Source organism: Echinicola pacifica DSM 19836 (assembly GCF_000373245.1).
GTDB lineage: Bacteria > Bacteroidota > Bacteroidia > Cytophagales > Cyclobacteriaceae > Echinicola > Echinicola pacifica.
Map to the genome: position 1 here is coordinate 1 of NZ_KB890750.1, position 21451 is coordinate 21451.

18 protein-coding genes and 3 tRNA genes are annotated in these 21451 nt (G+C 40.8%); 16 read left to right on the forward strand and 5 right to left on the reverse strand.

Annotated elements, in window-relative coordinates; all coding sequences use genetic code 11:
* Together B050_RS22315 and B050_RS22895 are read left to right on the forward strand one after the other, a co-directional pair.
* Positions 1-699 (forward strand): hypothetical protein (locus B050_RS22315; RefSeq protein WP_044202312.1); only part of this gene is annotated, 699 nt, incomplete at its 5' end.
* A gap of 125 nt (positions 700-824) precedes the next feature.
* Entirely contained in the window at positions 825-1976 is a 1152-nt protein-coding gene (locus tag B050_RS22895) for a hypothetical protein (protein WP_018473930.1), read from the forward strand.
* A 495-nt stretch (positions 1977-2471) separates the two neighbouring features.
* Here the strand turns inward: B050_RS22895 and B050_RS0110805 are convergent.
* Positions 2472-2545, reverse strand: a tRNA-Met gene (locus B050_RS0110805).
* Positions 2546-2965: 420 nt separating this feature from the next.
* Between B050_RS0110805 and B050_RS0110810 the strand changes: the two genes are divergently transcribed.
* The 8 genes from B050_RS0110810 to bshB1 all read left to right on the forward strand — a co-directional run bounded on the left by B050_RS0110810 (position 2966) and on the right by bshB1 (position 12047).
* Positions 2966-3361 (forward strand): START-like domain-containing protein, encoded by a 396-nt coding sequence (locus tag B050_RS0110810; protein WP_026235804.1) that lies wholly within the window; start codon positions 2966-2968, stop codon positions 3359-3361.
* An 83-nt stretch (positions 3362-3444) separates the two neighbouring features.
* A complete protein-coding gene (locus B050_RS0110815; protein ID WP_018473932.1) occupies positions 3445-5289 on the forward strand; it encodes an LptF/LptG family permease in 1845 nt (614 codons plus the stop codon).
* 72 nt (positions 5290-5361) lie between these two features.
* A complete protein-coding gene (gene rpsO / locus B050_RS0110820; protein ID WP_018473933.1) occupies positions 5362-5637 on the forward strand; it encodes a 30S ribosomal protein S15 in 276 nt (91 codons plus the stop codon).
* Between the two features lie 114 nt (positions 5638-5751).
* Positions 5752-7893, forward strand: a complete 2142-nt coding sequence (gene pnp / locus B050_RS0110825) for a polyribonucleotide nucleotidyltransferase (RefSeq protein ID WP_018473934.1) — start codon at positions 5752-5754, stop codon at positions 7891-7893.
* 82 nt (positions 7894-7975) lie between these two features.
* Positions 7976-8839 carry a sigma-70 family RNA polymerase sigma factor gene (locus B050_RS0110830; RefSeq protein WP_015267200.1) on the forward strand — a complete coding sequence of 288 codons (864 nt, stop codon included), beginning with the start codon at positions 7976-7978 and terminating at the stop codon, positions 8837-8839.
* A 422-nt stretch (positions 8840-9261) separates the two neighbouring features.
* On the forward strand, positions 9262-10206 hold the full coding sequence (gene trxB / locus B050_RS0110840; RefSeq protein WP_018473936.1) for a thioredoxin-disulfide reductase: 945 nt from the start codon (positions 9262-9264) through the stop codon (positions 10204-10206).
* 8 nt (positions 10207-10214) lie between these two features.
* Complete coding sequence (locus B050_RS0110845; protein WP_018473937.1) at positions 10215-11243, forward strand: M23 family metallopeptidase; 1029 nt, start codon at positions 10215-10217, stop codon at positions 11241-11243.
* An 87-nt stretch (positions 11244-11330) separates the two neighbouring features.
* Positions 11331-12047, forward strand: a complete 717-nt coding sequence (gene bshB1 / locus B050_RS0110850) for a bacillithiol biosynthesis deacetylase BshB1 (protein ID WP_018473938.1) — start codon at positions 11331-11333, stop codon at positions 12045-12047.
* Between the two features lie 95 nt (positions 12048-12142).
* On the opposite strand, the gene pdxH is transcribed toward bshB1, so the two are convergent.
* Positions 12143-12775: a pyridoxamine 5'-phosphate oxidase gene (gene pdxH, locus B050_RS0110855; protein WP_026235805.1), complete on the reverse strand. Its 633-nt coding sequence runs from the start codon at positions 12773-12775 to the stop codon at positions 12143-12145.
* A 96-nt stretch (positions 12776-12871) separates the two neighbouring features.
* On the opposite strand from pdxH, the gene B050_RS0110860 reads away from it, so the two are divergent.
* The 5 genes from B050_RS0110860 (at position 12872) to B050_RS0110880 (ending at position 17025) form a co-directional block, all read left to right on the forward strand.
* Positions 12872-13441, forward strand: a complete 570-nt coding sequence (locus B050_RS0110860) for a YqgE/AlgH family protein (RefSeq protein WP_018473940.1) — start codon at positions 12872-12874, stop codon at positions 13439-13441.
* Between the two features lie 55 nt (positions 13442-13496).
* A complete protein-coding gene (locus tag B050_RS0110865; protein WP_018473941.1) occupies positions 13497-15359 on the forward strand; it encodes a DUF349 domain-containing protein in 1863 nt (620 codons plus the stop codon).
* Positions 15360-15530: 171 nt separating this feature from the next.
* Positions 15531-15603: transfer RNA gene (locus tag B050_RS0110870), tRNA-Thr, on the forward strand.
* Between the two features lie 45 nt (positions 15604-15648).
* Positions 15649-15721: transfer RNA gene (locus B050_RS0110875), tRNA-Thr, on the forward strand.
* A gap of 296 nt (positions 15722-16017) precedes the next feature.
* Complete coding sequence (locus tag B050_RS0110880; RefSeq protein WP_026235806.1) at positions 16018-17025, forward strand: metallophosphoesterase family protein; 1008 nt, start codon at positions 16018-16020, stop codon at positions 17023-17025.
* A 541-nt stretch (positions 17026-17566) separates the two neighbouring features.
* Here B050_RS0110880 and B050_RS0110885 read toward each other — a convergent pair.
* Together B050_RS0110885 and B050_RS0110890 are read right to left on the reverse strand one after the other, a co-directional pair.
* Positions 17567-19006 carry an outer membrane protein transport protein gene (locus tag B050_RS0110885; protein WP_018473943.1) on the reverse strand — a complete coding sequence of 480 codons (1440 nt, stop codon included), beginning with the start codon at positions 19004-19006 and terminating at the stop codon, positions 17567-17569.
* Positions 19007-19142: 136 nt separating this feature from the next.
* Entirely contained in the window at positions 19143-19853 is a 711-nt protein-coding gene (locus tag B050_RS0110890) for a hypothetical protein (protein ID WP_018473944.1), read from the reverse strand.
* Between the two features lie 79 nt (positions 19854-19932).
* Between B050_RS0110890 and B050_RS0110895 the strand changes: the two genes are divergently transcribed.
* On the forward strand, positions 19933-20466 hold the full coding sequence (locus B050_RS0110895; protein ID WP_018473945.1) for a HEAT repeat domain-containing protein: 534 nt from the start codon (positions 19933-19935) through the stop codon (positions 20464-20466).
* 169 nt (positions 20467-20635) lie between these two features.
* On the opposite strand, the gene B050_RS0110900 is transcribed toward B050_RS0110895, so the two are convergent.
* The gene (locus tag B050_RS0110900; RefSeq protein WP_157492732.1) at positions 20636-21409 is read right to left on the reverse strand and encodes an NIPSNAP family protein; all 774 of its coding nucleotides are present in this window, start codon (positions 21407-21409) and stop codon (positions 20636-20638) included.
* Positions 21410-21451: the final 42 nt, after the last annotated feature.

Sequence of the window (21451 nt, forward strand, 5' to 3'; positions counted from 1 at the left end):
TATGATGGCACAACGTTTAGTTATTTAGATAATGATGGTGCATCTCAGAGCATCAATTTTGCGGCGATAGTACAGGATAATGAGACGTTGACCTCCTTATATTATGATATCAGTCTTCAACAATTGTCCTATTCTGATGAGAAAAGTGATGTCACTAATATTGACTTGAAGGAGCTTGTAGGTAATTCTGTCCAAGTAACGAATGGTCTTAACAAAGATAGTGGCCATATAATAAGATTGGGAGGGACATTGACTGAGCCAACCAGTATCACAGCTGACGCTACAAATACCCTTTCGATCAGTGGTTTGGAATCGGGGACCATCGTGGACAACGTGATGGTGACAGATGCCAGTACTGGACAGGTGAAAGCCTTGGATCCAAGCTTGCTTATGGCTAGTAATTACAGTACAGATGAACAAACTACGGGTAAAACATGGATTAATGGAGCTGATGTGTATTGGAAGACTATTGAGTTTACCCAGGCTTCCAATTCAGCGGTATTTGCTTTGGGTGCTGCAGCGGGTTTTACTGCCACTCAAATCCTCAACATTAAATTGCTTCATAAGGATACAAATATTATTGTCTCCAATATAAAAAGCTATGACTTATCCACGAATACCTTGGTGGTAGGAAGTGGAACCACTAGTTATGTGCAGCCGTCTGGGGATTATTATATCATAATTGAATACCTGAAATAATAATTAATTTATAATTATTATAGGGTTATTACGATATTTATTATTAACATATTATGGGATCGGCTAGTAACCATAATAAAAAAATGTAAGGATTTACTATTTGATACTCATTAACAAAAAACAAAATGAAAAAGGTCATTATTTGCTTATATGCTTTACTTTTCTTTTCTGCAGGTCAGGTTTTCGGTCAGCAGGGGATTGGAACAGATATACCTGATAATTCATCGGTCCTAGACATTGTATCCACAGATAAGGGGGTATTGATCCCAAGAGTCGTACTGGACAATGTGACTCAGGATCTAGATGGGATTACAGGGCAGGCCGCGGGTTTAATGGTATATAATACTGGTGATGGAGGTCTTATGGCGGGGTTTTATTTTTGGAATGGGCTAGAGTGGAGAGCTCTGAATGATAAGACCGCCATTGCTCCAGAGATCGAAACCTTACTCTGTGCTACTGCCAGTCTGGAGCCCGGGGTTTTCTCTGCTGGGACAGCTTATAGTGGTATTATGAAAATCAACTATACTGGAGGCAATGGAGGAACCTATCAGGCAGGAGAACCTATTTCTTCTGTGGGAAATACAGGCTTGACGGCTACCCTCAAAGGTGGAGAATTAGAATTTGGCAATGGCACCTTGGTATTTGATGTGACAGGTACGCCAGCTTTGGACAGTCCAAATGGCGCCTCCTTTGATATCTCTTTTGGAACCTTGGATATACAATCTTGTACGGCAACAGTGGGTGAATCCACCTCTGCAAAAATAGACTATTTAGCTTCTATTGGTTCTTTATATGCCACCAACGATAATGGAAGAGAGGGCTATCATAGGTTTTTGACCAGTCCTGATGGTAAGTTTTCAGTAAGGGTATTTGTACCTAAAAATACAGCTCTACAGAATGCAGATATTCAGATACGGAGTAATACTGGGCCATCGGTCATCATGTGGAATAATCACCTGGGCTATCAGAATGGAACGATGGGAAATGCCAGTAATGCTTTTAGATTGCCTCAGGCAATGGTGTGGTATGGTAACGTAGGCAATGATTCAGATAATCCGGATTCCGGAACTAATGCAGCTTGGGGGGATGCAGATGTTTATCATATTGCTCCTGAACAGCGAAATTATATGTGGACCACCTCAGATACAAAGGAATTGACCACTTATATCCTGAAATTCATGATGGGGGCTCCTCAAAGTAATATCTCTGCTAATGATTCAAATATTGGCGAGACAAAAGCTACCCTTTACCTTACTCAAATCAATGCATTAGAATAAGCTATTTTGTACTTTAAGTACCAAAATTATCGACCTGTGTGTTTTCTAGTACCTTTATATTATTGAAAGCAGCTGGGGGGAATAGGTGATGAAGAATAATGATAATCACTGACTAGGCCTATTAATGAGTCTGAAAAGACTGGTTAATAGGCCTAGTTTCGTTAATGATCAAACTTGGTACTCGTTTAATGACTTTATATGTTTATCCGTACCACCGATGGGAGGCGATTCTGAAAGCAGTCCTACGGGTCCTAAAACGAGTCAGGAGCAATCTGACTATTGATTTTGAGAAAGCTTATAAGCGAATTGTGTTGATATGCATTTAGATAAAGACGCTCTACACCATTATACAATTACCAGAAGCGATTGACCATTTTAGGAATAGCCTTAATCGCTGATCGATCGAAAATAATAGAAGGAGGGAAGAAAGGAGGTGAATTATACCTATTCACTAGAGGGCAAAAAAAAACCTTCCACCAAGGGAAGGTTTAATAGTAGCGAGGACGGGAGTTGAACCCGTGACCTCAGGGTTATGAATCCTGCGCTCTAACCAACTGAGCTACCTCGCCAAATATCATATAATCAATCCATTAAGGATTACTTAAATTAAAATCTCATAGTATCAATTTCTGAAAATAAAGTAAAATCACTTTTACTGTATATAAAATCAAAAGTTAAGCTCTTGTTTAGAATAATAATAATTACCAAATATGAAGATGGAACCCGTCATATTTACTATATTATTAAATATAAAGTCACCCACCACCTAAATAATAGAAAAAGTGAGCATAAAGAACAGATATAACTATTTTCGAGAAACTGCCAAAACACACCGTTAATTGTGTTACATTCAGCTTTGAAGAGTATATGACTTCGGTTTGTTGTCATCCCCTTGCTGAATGGGAATGCAAATATGTAGGGTATTGATTTTAAATGCAAGGCTTAAGGGGAAAAAAAATGACATTTTATTCATAAAAATTTTAAAGGTTATGGTTAAAAATAAATTTGTGTCTGACTATCAGATAAATGCTTCCAAAAAAATCATCTTTCCTTATTTGAGTACAGCGAGTGGCCTAGGGGAGTGGTTTGCGGACAATGTGACCATTGATCACAATAAGACCTTTCATATTGACTACGATGGTACTGATCACTACGCTCGTATTGTATCGATAAGAACAAACCACCTAGTGAAGTTTGAGTTTTTTGATCCAGAAATAGAGAATGAGGATGATAATTCCTATGTAGAATTTAAATTAGAAGAAAACGAACTTACCCAAACCATATTCTTAAAAATCATTGACTATAGCGACGGATATGAAGAAGATGAGTTAGAAAAAATTTGGGAAGGACTAATTGCTAATTTAAAGGAAATCATTGGAGGATAATGTCCCTAATATTACCATTTTTCATATAATATGATGAACTTAGCGCATTCATATTACGTGAACATTGGTGGTAAAGACGCCTCATGAAGAAATTAGATAAGTTAATCCTTGGGTCCTTTATCGGGCCATTTTTGTTAACATTTATTGTAGTAGATTTTATACTGCTTACAGTCAACATGCTGAAGTATTTTGATGAGATCTTTGGTAAAGATCTTGGCTTTGGTGTGTATATGGAGCTGATAGGATACTTTGTCATTTCTATTTCCCCCATGGCCTTACCTTTGGCCGTATTGCTCTCTTCCTTGATGACTTTTGGTAATTTAGGGGAGCATTTTGAGTTGACCGCCATTAAGAGCAGTGGTATTTCCCTCCTTAGAGCTTTATTGCCCATCGGTGTATTTGTAGTCTTTCTGGCGATAGCCGCTTTTAACTCCAATAATTACCTGGTGCCTAAGGTAAACCTTAAGACCTTCAGTCTGCTGTACGATATCCGAATGAAATCACCCGCTTTGGAAATCCGTGAGGGAATATTCTATAATGGAATTCCCGGCTATAGCATCAAAGTAAATCAGAAGTTAGATGATGTCCGGCTAAAGGATGTAATCATCTATGATCATACCGGTGCTGGCGGTAATAACTCGGTTATATTGGCCGATTCGGGTAGGATGGAGCCCTTTTTTAATGATCGCTATATGAAGCTTACCCTATATCATGGGTATAATTATAATGAGGAAAATACTAAAAGAGGCATTAGAGGTAAACCTTCCCCATTCACACGAACCAAGTTTGACGAAAATCAAATCATATTTAGTCTGGATGCTTTTGAACTTAATAGGACTCCTGAGAACCTATGGTCTTCAAACCGCTCCATAAAAAATATTCAGGAGATTCAGGCCGATGTGGATAGCATGTCAAATCAGCTGGTGAATTTCCAATACTATAATTACGCCCAGCTACAGTCGGCCTATTCGTTCTTTACAAAGCAAAGAACAATTGAAATTCCCCAGGATTTAAAAATCAAGAAAGCCTATGTGGACTCGCTGAAAGATCTCAGATGGAAGGAAGCGCAGAAAAGGGAAATGGAGAGCGGCGGGCTCAATGAGCCATCAGTCATGGACAGACCAGAGGAGCCAGACACGCTCAGTTTGGAGGACGAGGAGGAGCCAGACTTATTACGGCCTACTTCCACCCCCGTGGTGGAGAGGAAATTATCCTTGGATATGGATGTTCCTGAGGAGATAATAGGAGAAGGTAAGGCTCAGGAAGAGCAGCAGAGCCTGATCCCTTCTGAGACGGAAGAGGACGGAGCGAAGGTAGCCGCCAATGAAGAAGTGCTGAATAAGGCCAATAAGTTGATTCAGGAGAAGAAGATAAAGGAAGAGGCGAATAAGTCAGCGTATAGGGACTTTAATAAGACGGATGTAGCGAAGGTGGACAGTGTATTATTGGGCGGGAACTATATGAACCGGGCGGCGACGATAGGGCTTCAAAGTGCTAGAACGCTAAAAAACAACTTCAGTAGTAACTTGGGGAATGTAGAAAATATGTCAAGGGAGAAGCGGCGTTTTCAGATTTCTTGGTATCAGAAATATACTCAGGCCTTTGCGTGTATCGTTATGTTTATGATAGGAGCGCCTCTGGGAGCGATCATCAAGAAAGGAGGCTTAGGAATGCCTGTTTTGTTCTCCATCATTTTCTTTGTATTATTTTATATGCTGACGATTACAGGAGAAAAATGGGCGAAGGAGGGGATGGCAGACCCGATGATAGGGACTTGGTTTTCAAATTTGGCGCTCTTGCCCATTGGCTTGTTTTTTCTAAGACAAGCGAGAAAGGACGCTAGGATCTTTGAAGCAGATGTTTACTATGTGTTTTTCCAGAAAATAAAGGCTAGGTTTCCATCAAAAAGCCCAAAAAGTAAACAGTAGGTTTTACTATTCCAAATAATACAGCTATCTTTGTAGCTGTTTTACATAATTATAATATAATTTTAACTAAGCATGTATTTAACTTCAGACAAGAAAGAAGAGCTATTTAAGAATCATGGTCGGTTAAAATCTGAAAAAGACACGGGTTCTCCTGAGTCTCAGATTGCGCTGTTCACTTATCGAATCAAGCACCTGACTGATCACCTTAAAAGCAACAAAAAAGATCACTCTACGAGATTAGGTCTTTTGAAATTAGTAGGAAAGCGTAGATCGCTGTTAAACTATCTTTACAAGAATGACATTGAAAGATACAGAGCAGTACTGGCTGACTTAGGATTACGTAAATAAGCTTAACGTGAGGTTCCCTGTATTGGGAACCTTACTTTTTTTTTGAAATTCCCCCAATCATTTAAACCTTACTTTTTAAAATTTTATTAGAAGATTTATTCTTAAAGAGAACGTATGTTACCAAATGTAATATCAAAAACTATCACCCTAGAGGACGGTAGAGAAATCATTATCGAAACAGGGGCATTGGCTAAGCAGGCTGATGGGGCTGTTGTCGTTAGAATGGGCAACGCCATGCTTTTAGCAACCGTGGTTTCTAAAAAAGAGGCTGGGGAGGGAGTTGACTTCCTACCTATGTCGGTAGATTATCAAGAAAAGTTTGCAGCATCTGGCAAAATTCCGGGGGGCTTTTTGAAGCGTGAAGGCAGACTTTCGGATTATGAAATCCTTATCAGTAGAATTGTGGACAGAGCCATCCGTCCTATTTTTCCTGAAGATTACCATGCTGACACTCAGATCATGATCACCCTCATGTCTTCTGATGATCAGGTATTGCCTGATTGCTTGGCAGGTCTTGCAGCATCTGCAGCACTTTCTGTATCAGATATCCCATTCAATGGACCAATTTCCGAAGTTCGCGTAGCGAAAATTGATGGCAAATTGGTGATTAACCCAACTCCGGAGGCATTAGAAACTGCTTCCCTTGAATTTATCGTTGCTGGTTCTTCCGAGTTTATCCTGATGGTAGAGGGTGAAGCAAACGAGATCATGGAAGATGAAATGGTTGAGGCCATTCAATTTGCCCATGAAGAAATTAAAAGACATTGCGAAGTTCAGAAAGAACTTACCAAAGAGGTAGGCAAGGAGCAGAAGCGTGAGTATTGTCACGAAAAAGAAGATTTGGCTTTATTCGATAAGATGAAAGCTGAGCTTTATGACAAATGCTATGCAGCTGTGGGTATGCTATCCCCAAATAAAACCGAAAGAGGTGCTGCGATTGACACCATCAAAAGTGACTTTATAGCAAGCCTCGGTGAGGAGCACGAGTATGAAGCTTCTCTAATCGGCCCATATTTCAAGAAAATCCATAAAGAAGCCGCCAGAAACCTTACTCTAAACGAGAAGAAAAGACTTGATGGCCGTAAGCTGGATGAAGTAAGACCTATCTGGTCGGTGGTTGATTACCTTCCATCTGCCCACGGTTCTGCAGTATTCACCAGAGGAGAGACCCAGTCTGTCACCACATGTACCCTAGGTACCAAGCTCGATGAGCAAATGGTGGATGGAGCGACCATCTCTGGTTATAATAAATTCTTCCTTCACTATAACTTCCCTGCTTTCAGTACTGGTGAAGTACGTCCTAATAGAGGACCGGGTAGAAGAGAAGTAGGGCATGGTAATCTGGCCATGCGTGCTTTGAGAAAAGTGCTTCCTCCAGTAAATGAAAACCCTTATACGATACGAGTAGTATCTGATATCTTAGAATCTAACGGTTCTTCTTCCATGGCCACCGTTTGTGCGGGATCATTAGCGCTAATGGATGCTGGTATCCAGATCAAATCTCCAGTAACAGGAATCGCTATGGGGATGATTTCCGATGCGACCACTGGCAATTACTCTATCTTATCTGATATCCTTGGAGATGAAGATCACCTGGGTGATATGGACTTCAAGGTGACAGGTACCGCCAAAGGAATCACTGCTTGTCAGATGGATCTAAAAGTGGAAGGATTGGATTATAGCGTCCTTAAAGAGGCTCTATACCAAGCCAAAGACGGAAGGTTACATATTTTGGAAGAAATCAGCAAAACACTAGCTGAGCCTAAAGGCGAGATGAAGCCTCATACGCCGAGATCTTACAACCTGACCATTCCTAAAGAACTTATTGGAGCGGTAATCGGGCCCGGAGGTAAAGTAATCCAGGAGATCCAAAAAGATACAGGAGCGACTATCGTCATCGAAGAAGTGGACAACGAAGGGAAAATCAATATTTTCTCCAATAACCAGGATTCTATGGACAGCGCGATCTCTCGTATCAAGGCAATTGTTGCTCAGCCAGAGATCGGGGAGACCTATACTGGTAAAGTGAAAAACATTATGCCGTTTGGTGCGTTTGTAGAGTTCATGCCAGGTAAAGATGGTTTGCTGCATATCTCTGAAATCAAGTGGGAAAGACTTGAGAATATGGATGGGGTATTGGAGCCAGGTGAAGAAATAATGGTCAAATTAATTGACGTTGATAAGAAAACTGGGAAGTTTAAACTATCAAGAAAGGTTCTTCTGCCTAAACCAGATAAATCTGAAAAAAAAGATTAAATTAATAAGTCAATTGTAAATTGAACTTATTTAAGATAAAAATCTGTTATAAGTAAGTCCTAACCAAAAAAGAAATTCCTGAATGAGGCAGCTTAAAATTAGCAAACAGATCACGAACCGAGAGAGTCAATCTCTTGATAAGTATTTACAAGAAATTGGAAAAGTGGACCTTCTCACAGCAGATGAGGAAGTGGTGCTAGCCAAAAGGATTCGTGAAGGTGATCAGCTTGCTCTTGAGAAATTAACTAAGGCAAACCTTCGATTTGTGGTGTCTGTTGCAAAACAGTACCAAAACCAAGGCTTGTCTCTAGGAGATCTTATCAATGAAGGAAACTTGGGACTTATCAAAGCCGCTCAGCGATTTGATGAGACCAGGGGCTTTAAATTCATCTCTTACGCCGTTTGGTGGATTAGACAATCTATTTTGCAGGCTTTGGCCGAGCAATCTAGAATTGTAAGATTGCCACTAAACAGAGTAGGGTCATTGAATAAAATCAGCAAAACTTTCAGTGAATTGGAGCAGCGTTTCGAACGTGAACCTTCTCCTGAAGAGTTGGCAGAGGTACTTGAAGTGACCGCTGGAGAAGTGGTGGATACCATGAAAATCTCCGGAAGACACGTCTCAATGGATGCTCCATTCGTACAAGGGGAAGAAAATAGCCTTCTTGACGTATTGGAAAACGACGGGGAAGAGAAGCCTGATGATGGCTTGATGAATGATTCATTAAGAAAAGAAGTTCAAAGAGCACTGTCCACCCTTACTCAAAGAGAAGCGGATGTAATCACCCTATATTTTGGTCTTAATGGCGAGCATGCTATGACTCTGGAAGAAATCGGTGAGAAATTCAACCTGACTCGTGAGCGTGTAAGACAAATCAAAGAAAAAGCAATTCGAAGATTGCGACATACTTCCAGAAGTAAGACCTTAAAACCTTACTTAGGGTAATATTGAAAATCCTATTATCAAAAAAGGGGGCAAAATGCCCCTTTTTTTTTGGGGTATAATTGGAAATTGATCGCTTATAAGTTCTTCGTCAGATTGCCTCCATTTAGAAAATGAGGCAGCTCATGCAAGACCTGATCCTTTTCCCTGAAACTAAAATCGCTTGTGCCCAAAATAATCACCATTGCCCCAGCAAAATAATAAACCAATACCCAGCTGAATTTAATTATCTTACTGGCATTCAGTGATCTATATATTTATAAATTGTATAAGCCAGCTGGCTAAAGCCATAAATCGACCGTGTGCAGAGCCCAATAAATTCTCCTCTAGAAATTTTATATTCAGATTTAGGGAATTTTAACAGTTTTAAGTTTTGTTACATAGATTAAAATTTTAAAATTTGCCAACCCAAAAAATATTGGTCAATGAATAAAGAAGCAGAAAAAGTAAAAGTATTGATAGTAGGATCAGGTCCTGCAGGATATACAGCGGCTATTTATGCCTCAAGAGCAGGTCTCAGTCCTATACTCTATACTGGTGGTCAACCAGGAGGTCAATTAACCATCACCAATGATGTGGAAAACTATCCTGGATACCCTGACGGGGTGATGGGACCACAGATGATGGAGGATTTTAGAAAGCAAGCAGAGCGATTTGGAACTGACGTAAGGTATGGCATGGTCACTTCGGTGGACTTCAGCCAGCGACCTCACAAAGTAATCGTGGATGATAAGGATGAAATAATCGCTGATACCGTTATTATTTCCACTGGAGCCTCTGCCAAATGGTTGGGTCTGGAAAGTGAAACCCGACTGAATGGTAAGGGTGTTTCTGCCTGTGCTGTATGTGATGGATTCTTTTTCCGTAAACAAACGGTGGCCATCGTGGGTGCTGGTGATACCGCCTGTGAGGAAGCTTCCTACTTAGCTAATATCTGTGATAAGGTATATATGCTGATCAGAAAAGACGAAATGCGCGCTTCTCAGATCATGCAGAAAAGAGTCACCTCAAACCCGAAAATCGAAATCCTTTGGAATACCGAAACAGAGGAGATTTTGGGCGAAGAAGAGGTGACTGGAGTAAGAATAAAAAATAATAAAAGTGGTGAAGTTAGAGATTTGGATGTAAATGGCTTCTTTGTTGCTATTGGTCATCAACCAAACACTCAAATCTTCCAGGACTTCATAGATATGAACGAAGCTGGGTACATCATCACCCAGCCAGGAAGTACCAAAACTAATATTGAAGGAGTATTTGCCTGCGGAGATGCCCAGGATCATGTGTATCGTCAAGCAGTAACTGCTGCCGGGACTGGCTGTATGTCAGCGCTGGATGCGGAACGTTTCCTAGCTGAACAAGAGTTGTCATAAAAGCATCAATGAAATTTAGAGTTTTAATTTTATCAGTGATCTTTAATCTGTGCATAGGCCTTACAGGTACCTATGCACAGATTTTTTCTAATAATAAAAAAAATCAGGCCCCGCCGGTAATTTTACCCGATGCCCGAAAATTACAAACTTTTGATGTACAGGAGTACCTTCAAAATCTCCAAAAAGGAACCGATTCCCTTATCTATAAGGATCGAATAGACCTTAGACGGAGACTTTCCTATGCCAATGCAGATACGCTGTCCTTGGTCTGGGTACCTACTTATCAACTGGCTCAGGTGTCTGAAAAAATCCAAATCGATAGTGTCTGGGTGACCGCCTACGAATACTATCAGTCTTGGGATACCCAGCGCATCGATAGCTATAATTTCAACCCAAAAGAATTTAAAGATACTGTCTATATCAAGCTCTATGATCCCTTCTTTGGGACCAACTGGAGTAATCCCCTTGATCATACTAAAATTAATTCGGAATTTGGATTTAGAAGATATCGCTGGCATCATGGGACCGACCTGGACCTGAATACTGGCGACCCTGTCTATAGCGTATTTGACGGCATTGTAAGGATGCGATCCTATGATCGATATGGCTATGGGTACTACGTCGTGATCCGTCATAAGAATGGCTTAGAGACCTTATATGGGCACCTGTCCAAATTCAATGTGGAAGTAGGGCAGGAGGTACAGGCTGGAGAGGTCATCGCCTATGGAGGTAGCACTGGAAGGAGCTCAGGGCCTCACCTTCACTTTGAAGTGAGGTATCAAGGTTTATCCATTAACCCCACCGAGCTTTTTGATTTTTCTGTAGGCCGATTAAAGAGCTCTGTTTATACGGTGAGCTCCACCAGTTTTGAGCATATCATAAAAATGCGGCAGGCGGTATATCACCGCGTGAGGAGCGGCGAAAACTTAAGTGTTATAGCCAAAAGATACGGCACTTCCTCTAGGTCCATCGCAGTTCTCAATGGCATATCTACCAATTCCATCATCAGAGTCGGCCAAAGATTACGGATCCGATAAACTATTTCGCAGGGAATGCTGTTGATATTCCTGTTATTATAAGATTCCGCTTTAAAAAGCATAAGGGTCAATCAAAAACTACCAATCATGAAATTAGATATCCTCGTGATAGCGGCGCATCCGGATGATGCGGAACTATCATGCTCCGGTACCATCGCAGCACATATAGCCAAAGGCCATAAAGTAGGTGTTTTGGACCTAACCAAGGGGGAGATGGGGACCCGCGGGACTCCTGAAACACGCCTTCAGGAATCTGCCGAAGCAAGTAAGATTCTGAATCTTTCAGCCAGAGAAAACCTATCTTTTAGGGATGCATTTTTTGTAAATGATGAGGCTCATCAGATGGAAATCGTAAAGATCATCAGAAAGTACCAGCCGGAAATCGTATTGGCAAATGCTATCACTGATCGCCACCCTGACCATCCTAAAGGCAGCGAAGTGGCTTCTCAGGCCTGCTTTATAAGCGGCTTGCGAATGGTGGAAACAGACCATGAAGGCCTTCAGCAGGAAGCGTGGAGACCCAAATATGTCTATCATTATATTCAAAACAACTATATAAAGCCCGATTTTGTCTTTGATATCTCGGAGTTTTGGGAGACCAAACTAGAGAGTATTAAGGCTTTTAAAAGTCAGTTTTATGATCCTAATAATCAGGAACCCGCGAGTTTTATCAGCAGTTTGGAGTATTTCAAATTTATAGAGGCAAGAGCGAGGGAATTCGGACATATGATTAATGTCCAGTATGGAGAAGGATTTACCGTCGAGAAAATGGTAGGGGTAAGGGATCTTTTCGACCTGCACTAAAGAATAAATCAGGAAATAAGCTGAGCGCTAAAGCCTGCTAGGAAGGGGATTTCCCATTCTGTTTATATAACCTTAAAAAATAAATGTTGGCCTTATTAAGGAGCCAACATTTTTTTTGTCCACTGATTATCCATTTTTTCATAGACGATACGGTCATGCAGTCTGGAGCTTCGACCTTGCCAAAACTCCACCAGGTCGGGCTGGAGTCTATAGCCTCCCCAATGGTCAGGTCGCTTCAATTCCTCTTTTTCAAATCGGATTTTAGCCTCCGCTTCCTTTTCTTCCAAAAACTCCCGATTGGGTATAGTCTGACTCTGGGGGGATGCCCAGGCGCCGATTTGACTTCCCAGTGGCCGGGAGTGGAAATATTGGTCGGAAAGCTCGGTATTCACTTTTTCTACTAAGCCTTCTATTCTTACCTGACGCTGCAACTCGGGCCAGAAGAAGGTCAGTGAGGCCTGCGGATTTTCTATCAGTTGATGTCCTTTTTTACTATTATAATTGGTATAAAAAATAAAACCCACATCCATTCCTTTTAACAAAACAATCCTGCTGCTAGGTTTTAGGTCCTTGCCCACCGTGCAGAGGTTCATGGCATTAGGTTCAGTGACCTGAGCAAGAAGGGCTTCGTCCATCCATACGGCAAATTGCTCCATTGGGGACTCCTTTAGCCCATTGATATTAAGAGTTTTAAGACTGTAGTCAGTTCTTATTGAAGATAGTTCCATATATTATTGCGAATTTACCTAGTATAAAAGTACCATTATCAATTGCATTTATAAAATTTTGACCTATATTAAAACCCGATTACCAACCGAATATTGATGGATAAAGATAAAAACATAGTTCCCAAATCGGGGAATCTGCTTATTTCTGAGCCCTTTTTGCAGGACCAAAACTTTGTGAGGTCTGTGGTTTTATTATGTGAAAACAACGAACATGGATCTTTTGGCTTGGTATTGAATAAACTATCCATTTTGAAAGTCCGGGATTTATTGGATGATTTGGAGTTTTTAGACCTGGAAGTGTATGTCGGTGGTCCTGTGGAGCAAAACACCTTACATTTTATTTATAGGGGAGATGCGGCAATTGCCGGGAGTGTAGAACTGGCGGAGGATTTATATTGGGGAGGTGATTTTGATGAGTTTGTTACAAAATATAAACTTGGCCAATTGGATTTGGATAATTTCAGGTTTTTTATTGGCTATTCCGGTTGGGCAGAGGGGCAGTTGGAGAGTGAGTTAAATGATAAAACATGGATAGTCAGTGACCATGTGGATTCGAAGGCCATATTTCAGTCCTCTCCGGAAGACTTATGGCGGGTAGCTCTCAAAAAGATGGGCGGAGATTTTCAGGCCATTGCAAATTATCCCATCGATCCACGATTAAATTAAATTATTTATTACTTTTGTTTAAAGCATATTTGGTAAGAAGTATTCATAGGATATTATGGAGAACGATAAGGAAATCTCAGAAGAAAATAAGGTGACCCAAGCCGCAGAAGTGCAGGCGCAAGAGGGTATTAATCAAGAACCTGAAAAAGCACCAGAATCTCACGAAGAGGAATCTTCAGGAGAAGACGATTCACATGAGGAGGATCTTCATGTAGATTACGGTAATTTTAACAAAAAGCAACTGCTTGGCGCCATCAAGGAATTGTTGGAAAAAGGAGATTTTGTTAAAAATGATCATCAGGCGAATGATATTAAAACCCATTATGAGGAAGATCACTTTAATAAAGAAAAAGAAGCTGCCCTCAAAGGCTTCGTAAAGGAAGGAGGCAGCCCTGATGATTTTTTCTATCGCCAGTCCGATGACGATAAATTATTCTTTGCTTCATACGGTGAATTTAAAAATCGTAGATCCCAGCAGCTGAAGCAGTTGGAAGAGAATAAGGAAAAAAACCTTTTTGCTAAGAATAATATCCTTGAAAGACTCCGTGAATTAGTCGATGGAGAGGAGACGACTCATAGTATTTCCACGATTAAGGATATTCAGAAAGAATGGAAAGAGATAGGGCCCGTTCCCGGATCTCAAAATAAGAGCCTTTGGGCCTCCTATAATGCGCTTATGGATCGCTTCTATGACAATAGGAGTATCTATTTTGAGCTTAAGGAGCTCGACAGGAAGAAAAACCTGGAAAGCAAGCTAGAACTCTGTGCTAAGGCTGAGGCACTCAGCGAGGAAGCTGATCTCAGGACAGCCATCAGAAGCCTTAACGAGCTTCACGAGGAATTTAAGCATATCGGACCTGTACCTAGGGAAGATCAGGAAGTGATTTGGCAGCGTTTCAAATCGGCCTCTGATGCGGTATATGCTAAGCGTAAAGCCTACTATGAGAGCCAAAAAGAGGTTTTTAAGGAAAATCAAGATAAAAAAGAAGCCTTGATCACTAAGCTGGACGAGTTTACTGACTTCAAAGCCAATAGAATCAAGGAGTGGAATGCTAAAACTAAAGAAATATTAGAAATCCAAAAGGGTTGGGAAGCCATAGGCCCTGTACCTCGTGAGAGTGGTAGAGATATCAACAGAGCCTTTTGGGGACATTTTAAGCAGTTCTTCCACAATAAAAATCAGTTCTTCAAGGAGCTTGATGAAATCCGAAGAGTCAATAAAGAAAAGGCGGAGGAACTTATCCTTGCAGCTGAATCCATAAAAGAGAGTACCGATTGGCAGGCCACTTCCAATGCACTAATCAAGCTGCAGCAGGAGTGGAAGAAACTGGGACCCACGCCTGAGAAGGTTCGTGATGAGCTTTATCGTCGATTTAAGGGGGCATGTGATACCTTCTTTGACAATAGAAGACAGGCGAATAAAGAAATCAATAAGGAGTTTGAAGATAATCTAGCTAAGAAAGAGGCCATCTGTGAGGAAATTAAAGCCTTGCCAGGGACGGAGCATCTGACTATGGAGAATCTGGAATCCTTGATTGAAGAGTTTAATAGCATTGGCTTTGTTCCCCGTAAGAATATCAAGGATATAGCTGCCAAATTTAACGAGGCAGTGGAGTCTTGTGTTTCTGTGATGGATACAGACGGTGATAATAGAGAGGAATTCCTCTTCCGTCTAAACCTCAATAAACTCCAGGCTGATCCAAATAGCGATCGTGTACTCAGCAAGAAAGAACATGGAATCAGAAAGCAAATTTCTGATTTGGAAAATAATATTGCACTTTGGAATAACAACCTTGCCTTCTTTGCATCCAGCAGAACAGCGGATAAATTAAAAGATCAATTCGATGAAAAGATCAGTAAAGCAGAGGCGGAAATTGAAAAGCTTAAGAAAAAACTTTCAATTTTAAGAGAATTTTAAGTCGCTAATAATTAGGAGGATAGTTTTATCCTCCTTTATTTTTTTGTTTTTAAGTTTGTCTGGTAATATCAAAGCCCTATATTTGCACTCGCAATACGGCAATAATAAGCTTCTAATTACAGTGTTTCAAATTATTTTTGAGCCTGATTGGAAGAAATAATTGTCTTAAAAGCCTCCTTAGCTCAGCTGGTAGAGCAACTGACTTGTAATCAGTAGGTCGTTGGTTCGATCCCGACAGGAGGCTCATCTTGATGAAATAAACGATTTCATTATACAATTTTATTATTAAGCCTCCTTAGCTCAGCTGGTAGAGCAACTGACTTGTAATCAGTAGGTCGTTGGTTCGATCCCGACAGGAGGCTCTTATATTATCCACTTACGTGCTATATTCGTAAGTGGATTTTTTTTTGATCGATAATAAGAGTACGCCTCCATTTCAAAACCGCGAATTTCCCCCAAAATGAACTTCAAAGCGAGGATCCGTGAAGTCCTTTATCGCAATCACCCTGCCCCAATCTTATGTGAAATAAAAGTAAATAGTTTCAAATCCTTGTGTAAATTATAGGGATAAGTTTAATTTGTAGAAGGGCATTGGCATTGAAGTTTAGAATCAATATTGGCTCAATGCTTATTTTTACTCACATCAACTATAGAAATTTTGAACAGACGAAAATTCATGGGGCATATCGGAGCAGTTTCCACCGCGTCTATGTTGCCTTTTACCTCCCTTGCTTTTGAGCCGTCAACCTCTTTATCGGAAAGGGCTGCGACCTTACGTTTTGGTATTGTTTCCGATGTGCATAAGGATTTGATTCCAGATGCTAATGAGCGGTTGGAAAAATTTATAGATAAAGCCAGGAGGGAAAATGTTGACTTTATAATTCAACTTGGGGATTTCTGCATGGGCGATCCTAAGAATAAAGACTTCCTGTCCATTTGGGAGAGCTTCAAAGGACCAAAATATCATGTCTTAGGTAACCATGACATGGATAAGAATTCCAAATCAGAAATGTTAGATTTCTGGGGAATGCCCAAAACGCATTATTCTTTTGATAGGCATGGCATTCATTTTATCGTGTTGGATGCTAATTTCCTGTATCAGGATGGGAAGTTTACCGATTATGATAAGGCCAATTTCTATGTGGATTCCAGTCTGAGAACTTATGTCAATGACGAGCAAATTGAATGGTTTAAAGGGGAAATAGAGCAGACTAAACTACCCACTATCGTTTTTTCTCATCAAAGCTTATGGCATTACCAATGGGGTGTGACGAACCGCCTGGCCATACAACAAATTATGGAAATGAATTCTGATAAAATCATTTGTTGCATGAATGGTCACAATCACATTGATTTTCATCGCCATCAAAATGGAATAGATTATATCGAAATAAATAGCATGTCCTACCAATGGATGGATGATAAATACCGAAGTACAGCCCATTACCCTAAAGAGTTCTACGAAAATTATGGGTCCCTGCCAAATATTGCCCCTTATAAAGATCCGCTATTTGCATTCGCCACCGTTGATCCCGCGGGGTCATTTATGATTGATGGAGTCAAGAGTGAGTGGGTACACCCTTCTCTGGCAGAAATGGGAATGCCCTCTCGCATCTATGGACTAGAATACTCTGCGACCATGTCTGATTATCAACTTAAATTTTAGGGATATTTCCTTGATCAAAGGTCAGGAGGGCTGCCTTATAAGAACATCTAGCTTTCCATCCTTTTTCTACAGCCTGCTATTATAAACCATCTATCATGGACCGCACAATTATTAGCCGACTATCTTGGTGAGTTTGCTTTATACTCATCAAGATAGTTTTGAACTATCATTTTTTAACCTTATGAATTTTTTGTAGGTGTATCGAGAGGCTATTTTCTCTTAAATGAACCTTAATGAAGTAAATTAGCTCCAACATTACCTAAACCGCTTCGACTTGTACTCCCTAATCATTAGTTAGGCTTGAAATGGAAAATAATAGAAAAATGAAATAAGGGTGCTGGAACCATAAGTCATCATAGGCATAGTCCATATATTGACGACCTTCAGACAGAATAAGATAGCCCTTAAAATCAAAAGCATAGAGGAGCTTGATTGCTCAGCCTGGCTTGCGAGGCATAACGTCTTATTCGGAGGGTAGGATCATTTTCTATTAAAATGAGCGCTAGTTATCTGCTTTTGGATCAGGCTTATTGACGCAGACTTATAAGATCTTTTCCTCCATTTTTTTCACATAATCCTTGAGGAAGGGCACGGAAACAGAAACGATAAATTGCCACCTATTCCACAGCATGCTGCCTTGATCGCCGGCCGGAGCCGTATTGTCATTGATGTCGGGGAATGCCGTTGGCTTCATGAAATCCGTGGTCCCGCTGGTGTGGGTGGCGCCTAGGGTGAAGTCGGCCCCTTTAAATTTCAGCAGGACGCCGCCTGCGAGGTGAAAGAAGTTGGCGTCAAACGTTAGGTTACTGGCTACCTCCCGCTGAGCCACAAAACTAACGGCGTCATTTGGAGCGGCATTGAAATCGGTGCTGAAAGAGGCGTAACCGCTTACCTTCTCACTGATATACCATTCGGCACCAATTCCCATATTCATGATAGACTTTAGCCCATCCTGTAGTGAAAAAGACACCAAAGAATCCGGCTGGCTCTGCATGGTATGGGGCTCAGCCTCGAAAATGCTGTAATTATGAACTTTCTTAAAATATTCCATGCTAAAATGAAGGATCTTTTTCTTCCCAAAATGATAGCTTGCTCCAGCTCCAATGGATAGAGGAGACTTTAAGGTCACATCAAGATCACTTTGGTAACTGTTGGCGTAAATATCACCTTTCGGGCTGGCCGAAGTAGGAGCGAAGTACAAATTGTAACCATAATCGGCACTTCCCAATAAATTTACCCTAGGCGTGGTCATGGTCAGACCAAAGTCAAGCTTATCCCTTTTGTATGCCATCCCAAATTTGGCTAGGAAACCATAGGTTTTGACACTATAATTCCTATTATACTGGTATGTACTCACCTCATTATCAGTGTCCAAAGCAGTTAATTGGAGAGAGTTGCCCTTAGCGAGTTCTGTTCTGGATCCAAACAATGAGAGGCCAAAACTTAGGTTCGATTTTGCTTGATAGGCCCAGCTGCCACCAAACCAGTGGTCCTTGGTGATATTTTCCACATTGATATCTCCTTCAAAAAGCTCATCACCTGGGATATTGGGAAGCACATCTGACAGGTATTCATCCCGATAGGCAAAGCTGAAATTGTTATCAGTTCTTAGAAGCACCGCATAGGCAAAAGTATGCTTGCTATCTCTGCTCGCCCCGATAGTCCCTGCTGCCAAAGATGGTGCCCCCCCAAAAGAGGACTTATTGATGTCCTTTTGATTTCCAATGGCGTCTTTTATCGTATAAGTATTGAGCTCATACACATCAGCACTTATCAGAAATGCCGGGTTATCAGTAAGTGCCAATCGTGCAGGGTTATAGTAAACAGCTCCCAGGTCTGTCACACCTCCCACTACAGAGCCACTCAATAACATCGACTCACTACCATAATTCCTGGTCCAATAATGATTACTTTGAGCCTTTAGCTGACTATAAAAAGTAATAAATAAGATCGTAAGGACTAATAATTTTCTCAGCTGCATGGCTTCGGGAGTTTAAAAATTAAATGATAGTCGAAATGAGATTAAGATATAAAAATAGTTCTCATTTTAATTTTTTACTATTATTATTTCCTTTTTTAATCCTACTGATTATGGGAAAATCAAGAAGGATACTGTCTTACCAGTCGTCCAAATCTTCATTTTGCTCAGTCTCTTTTGGGCCGGAGGAAGCTTGACCTTCCACCCAGCTAGCAAAGCGTATATCATAGCTGATCGTGCCGCGCAAGAGAAATTGATTGGTTTCTAATAGGCTTTCATAAGTAGGATTACCTATATGCTTAGGTATTTTGGCCCATCGCAGGTCTTTCTTAGGGATGGGCAGCACCTTGCTAGCGTCAAATAGATAAGGGATCAGTGTGGTGGCGCAGGCTAGACCTAATTTGTCAATTCGAAAAGTTTGTTCGTAATAGGCAAGTCTCTCATTAATCTCCTCAAAGAATTCAAGTGTCTCCGCTAATCTCACCCGAGACCCTGCTCTTGACTTCCCCTTGGTCTTCAAATATTTGATTTGACTTTTACCCTGTTTTTTCCGAACCATATAAGCTCTGAAAACTTTATGGTCCATGTTTTCTCCATTCTCGAAATAGCCTATAGAGGCGATACCTGATCGGACCATCAAAAGAGCGTAATTAAAATTGTCAAGGGTATTTGTCAACGGTTGTAGAAGGTCCGTCCAGAAAAAAGGCGCGCGGATGCTGAGGCATTTCTCTTCCTCCAGGAAATAATTGATCGTATTCTTTGTATCATTGATTTCCATCGAAAAGGGAGCGGTTTTCAGCCGCTCAACGATTTGAGCACATTCTGCACTGCTTACTTCTTTGACCTTCATTGTTGACTAAAATTCCTATTTTTGGTGCAAGCTATTCATTTTACTAACTATCTTTGCCATTCAAAGGAAAAATTCTATTATGACTGATAATATTGATGTACTAATTAAGAAAATGTGTGATCGCGAGGAGGAGGAATCTTTTGTCTTTGCCGATCGGTTGGCGGAAATAGGAGGGGAAGAAGTCCTAAACCGGCTGGTGGCTTTGCTGAAGGATGAGGATATCGAAAACGCATACCTTGCCGCTAGGGCCTTATCAGCGATGGACAATAATGAAGCGGCTCTCGATCCACTCTTAGAAGTCATCAATGACCATAAATATAAAATGAAAAATGGCACTTTGGTTCAGGCTTTAGAAGGCTTTGACCTGAGTACTAAGTTTGTGGATATCTTGCGCATTTATCTTTTTGGCAATTTCAAAGCGTCTTTATTAGCGAAAGAGTACTTAGATTTTACGGAATTTGATATTACTCCTCGCGTGATCCGCAAGGCTGAAAAGCATTATAATCATTTCCTGAATAATGAGCCAGGCGATGAAGCCGTGGACATCAAAAAGCAGGAAGCTGCCGAAATCCTAGCCGACTTAAAGTCGATGTTTGAGGGGGAAGAGGAATAAGAATAAAGGCAAATATGCCTCACAACACCTGAAATCAAAAAAGCCAGTCTCCGAGGATTCCTCAAGGCTGGCTTTTTTTTCTATTTCTATTTTCGTCTTTACCTTAGCTTAACTTATAAGCATATATACTGCTTTATTCACAGTGGCAGGACAGAGAAGCTTAACTTTCTTAGTGAATTGGCGAATAGGCCATTGGTTTTAGCAAGTTGATGGTGATGGAAGAAACATTGTTTTGAAATTGTGGATCATTTTTCATTCCTACCCAAGCGCTATCCTTTCCGAAATCCTGCCACTTAGATTTTTGAGAAGCAGCATTGTCAAAGGAGGTCATATACATCAAGTTTGGCATGGTGGCTCCAGCGAGAACTTCCGCATAAAATACAGCATTGAAGCCCAAGCGGTCAAAGATCTCCACTTCTCCCTCATTAAACATCCTCACTTTATTGTGATAATGAAAGTCTGTCGGGCTTTCATAACTTCTCAATTCGAAGATATGATCCGCTGCTTTTCCCTTCAGCGCAGGGGCCTCAAAGCCAGGCATGCCAGCAAATGCTTTTAGTAAGGTGGTTTCATAGCGCATATACATCTTCTGACCGCTCTTTTTTGCGCCTTCGATATCACCTTTGAGCTTCTCATTCCATTGACTGGAAAAATTACCGTATTCCGCAAGCGTGGTGAAAGGCGTGAAAACATATATCCGCTTGCCCGCCAAAGTATCAGCTTCTAAAGGCTCAAATACTCCGATTTCATCAATGCCTTGATCCTTGGCAAAGCTGATATAGGCATTTTTAAGAAAGCTCGATAAGGCTGAGAACTGTTGCTGATCCTTTAAATGATACACTTTTATCTCATAAATATGACGTGCATTTCCCTGAGAATAAGCCATTGAAAATGTGGCAAGTACAAAGGATATTGCTAATGTCAATGGTTTGAATAGTTTCATATAAATAGGTTGATTAAGGTTGGTATTGATTTTATAGGTTTA

What these genes read in the sequence shown, in the direction of transcription:
- B050_RS22895 (WP_018473930.1), top strand. Translation starts at nt 825, where the DNA reads ATGAAAAAGGTCATTATTTGCTTATATGCTTTACTTTTCTTTTCTGCA.
- B050_RS0110810 (WP_026235804.1), top strand. Translation starts at nt 2,966, where the DNA reads ATGGTTAAAAATAAATTTGTGTCTGACTATCAGATAAATGCTTCCAAA.
- B050_RS0110815 (WP_018473932.1), top strand. Translation starts at nt 3,445, where the DNA reads ATGAAGAAATTAGATAAGTTAATCCTTGGGTCCTTTATCGGGCCATTT.
- rpsO (WP_018473933.1), top strand. Translation starts at nt 5,362, where the DNA reads ATGTATTTAACTTCAGACAAGAAAGAAGAGCTATTTAAGAATCATGGT.
- pnp (WP_018473934.1), top strand. Translation starts at nt 5,752, where the DNA reads ATGTTACCAAATGTAATATCAAAAACTATCACCCTAGAGGACGGTAGA.
- B050_RS0110830 (WP_015267200.1), top strand. Translation starts at nt 7,976, where the DNA reads ATGAGGCAGCTTAAAATTAGCAAACAGATCACGAACCGAGAGAGTCAA.
- trxB (WP_018473936.1), top strand. Translation starts at nt 9,262, where the DNA reads ATGAATAAAGAAGCAGAAAAAGTAAAAGTATTGATAGTAGGATCAGGT.
- B050_RS0110845 (WP_018473937.1), top strand. Translation starts at nt 10,215, where the DNA reads ATGAAATTTAGAGTTTTAATTTTATCAGTGATCTTTAATCTGTGCATA.
- bshB1 (WP_018473938.1), top strand. Translation starts at nt 11,331, where the DNA reads ATGAAATTAGATATCCTCGTGATAGCGGCGCATCCGGATGATGCGGAA.
- pdxH (WP_026235805.1), bottom strand. Translation starts at nt 12,775, where the DNA reads ATGGAACTATCTTCAATAAGAACTGACTACAGTCTTAAAACTCTTAAT.
- B050_RS0110860 (WP_018473940.1), top strand. Translation starts at nt 12,872, where the DNA reads ATGGATAAAGATAAAAACATAGTTCCCAAATCGGGGAATCTGCTTATT.
- B050_RS0110865 (WP_018473941.1), top strand. Translation starts at nt 13,497, where the DNA reads ATGGAGAACGATAAGGAAATCTCAGAAGAAAATAAGGTGACCCAAGCC.
- B050_RS0110885 (WP_018473943.1), bottom strand. Translation starts at nt 19,006, where the DNA reads ATGCAGCTGAGAAAATTATTAGTCCTTACGATCTTATTTATTACTTTT.
- B050_RS0110890 (WP_018473944.1), bottom strand. Translation starts at nt 19,853, where the DNA reads ATGAAGGTCAAAGAAGTAAGCAGTGCAGAATGTGCTCAAATCGTTGAG.
- B050_RS0110895 (WP_018473945.1), top strand. Translation starts at nt 19,933, where the DNA reads ATGACTGATAATATTGATGTACTAATTAAGAAAATGTGTGATCGCGAG.
- B050_RS0110900 (WP_157492732.1), bottom strand. Translation starts at nt 21,409, where the DNA reads ATGAAACTATTCAAACCATTGACATTAGCAATATCCTTTGTACTTGCC.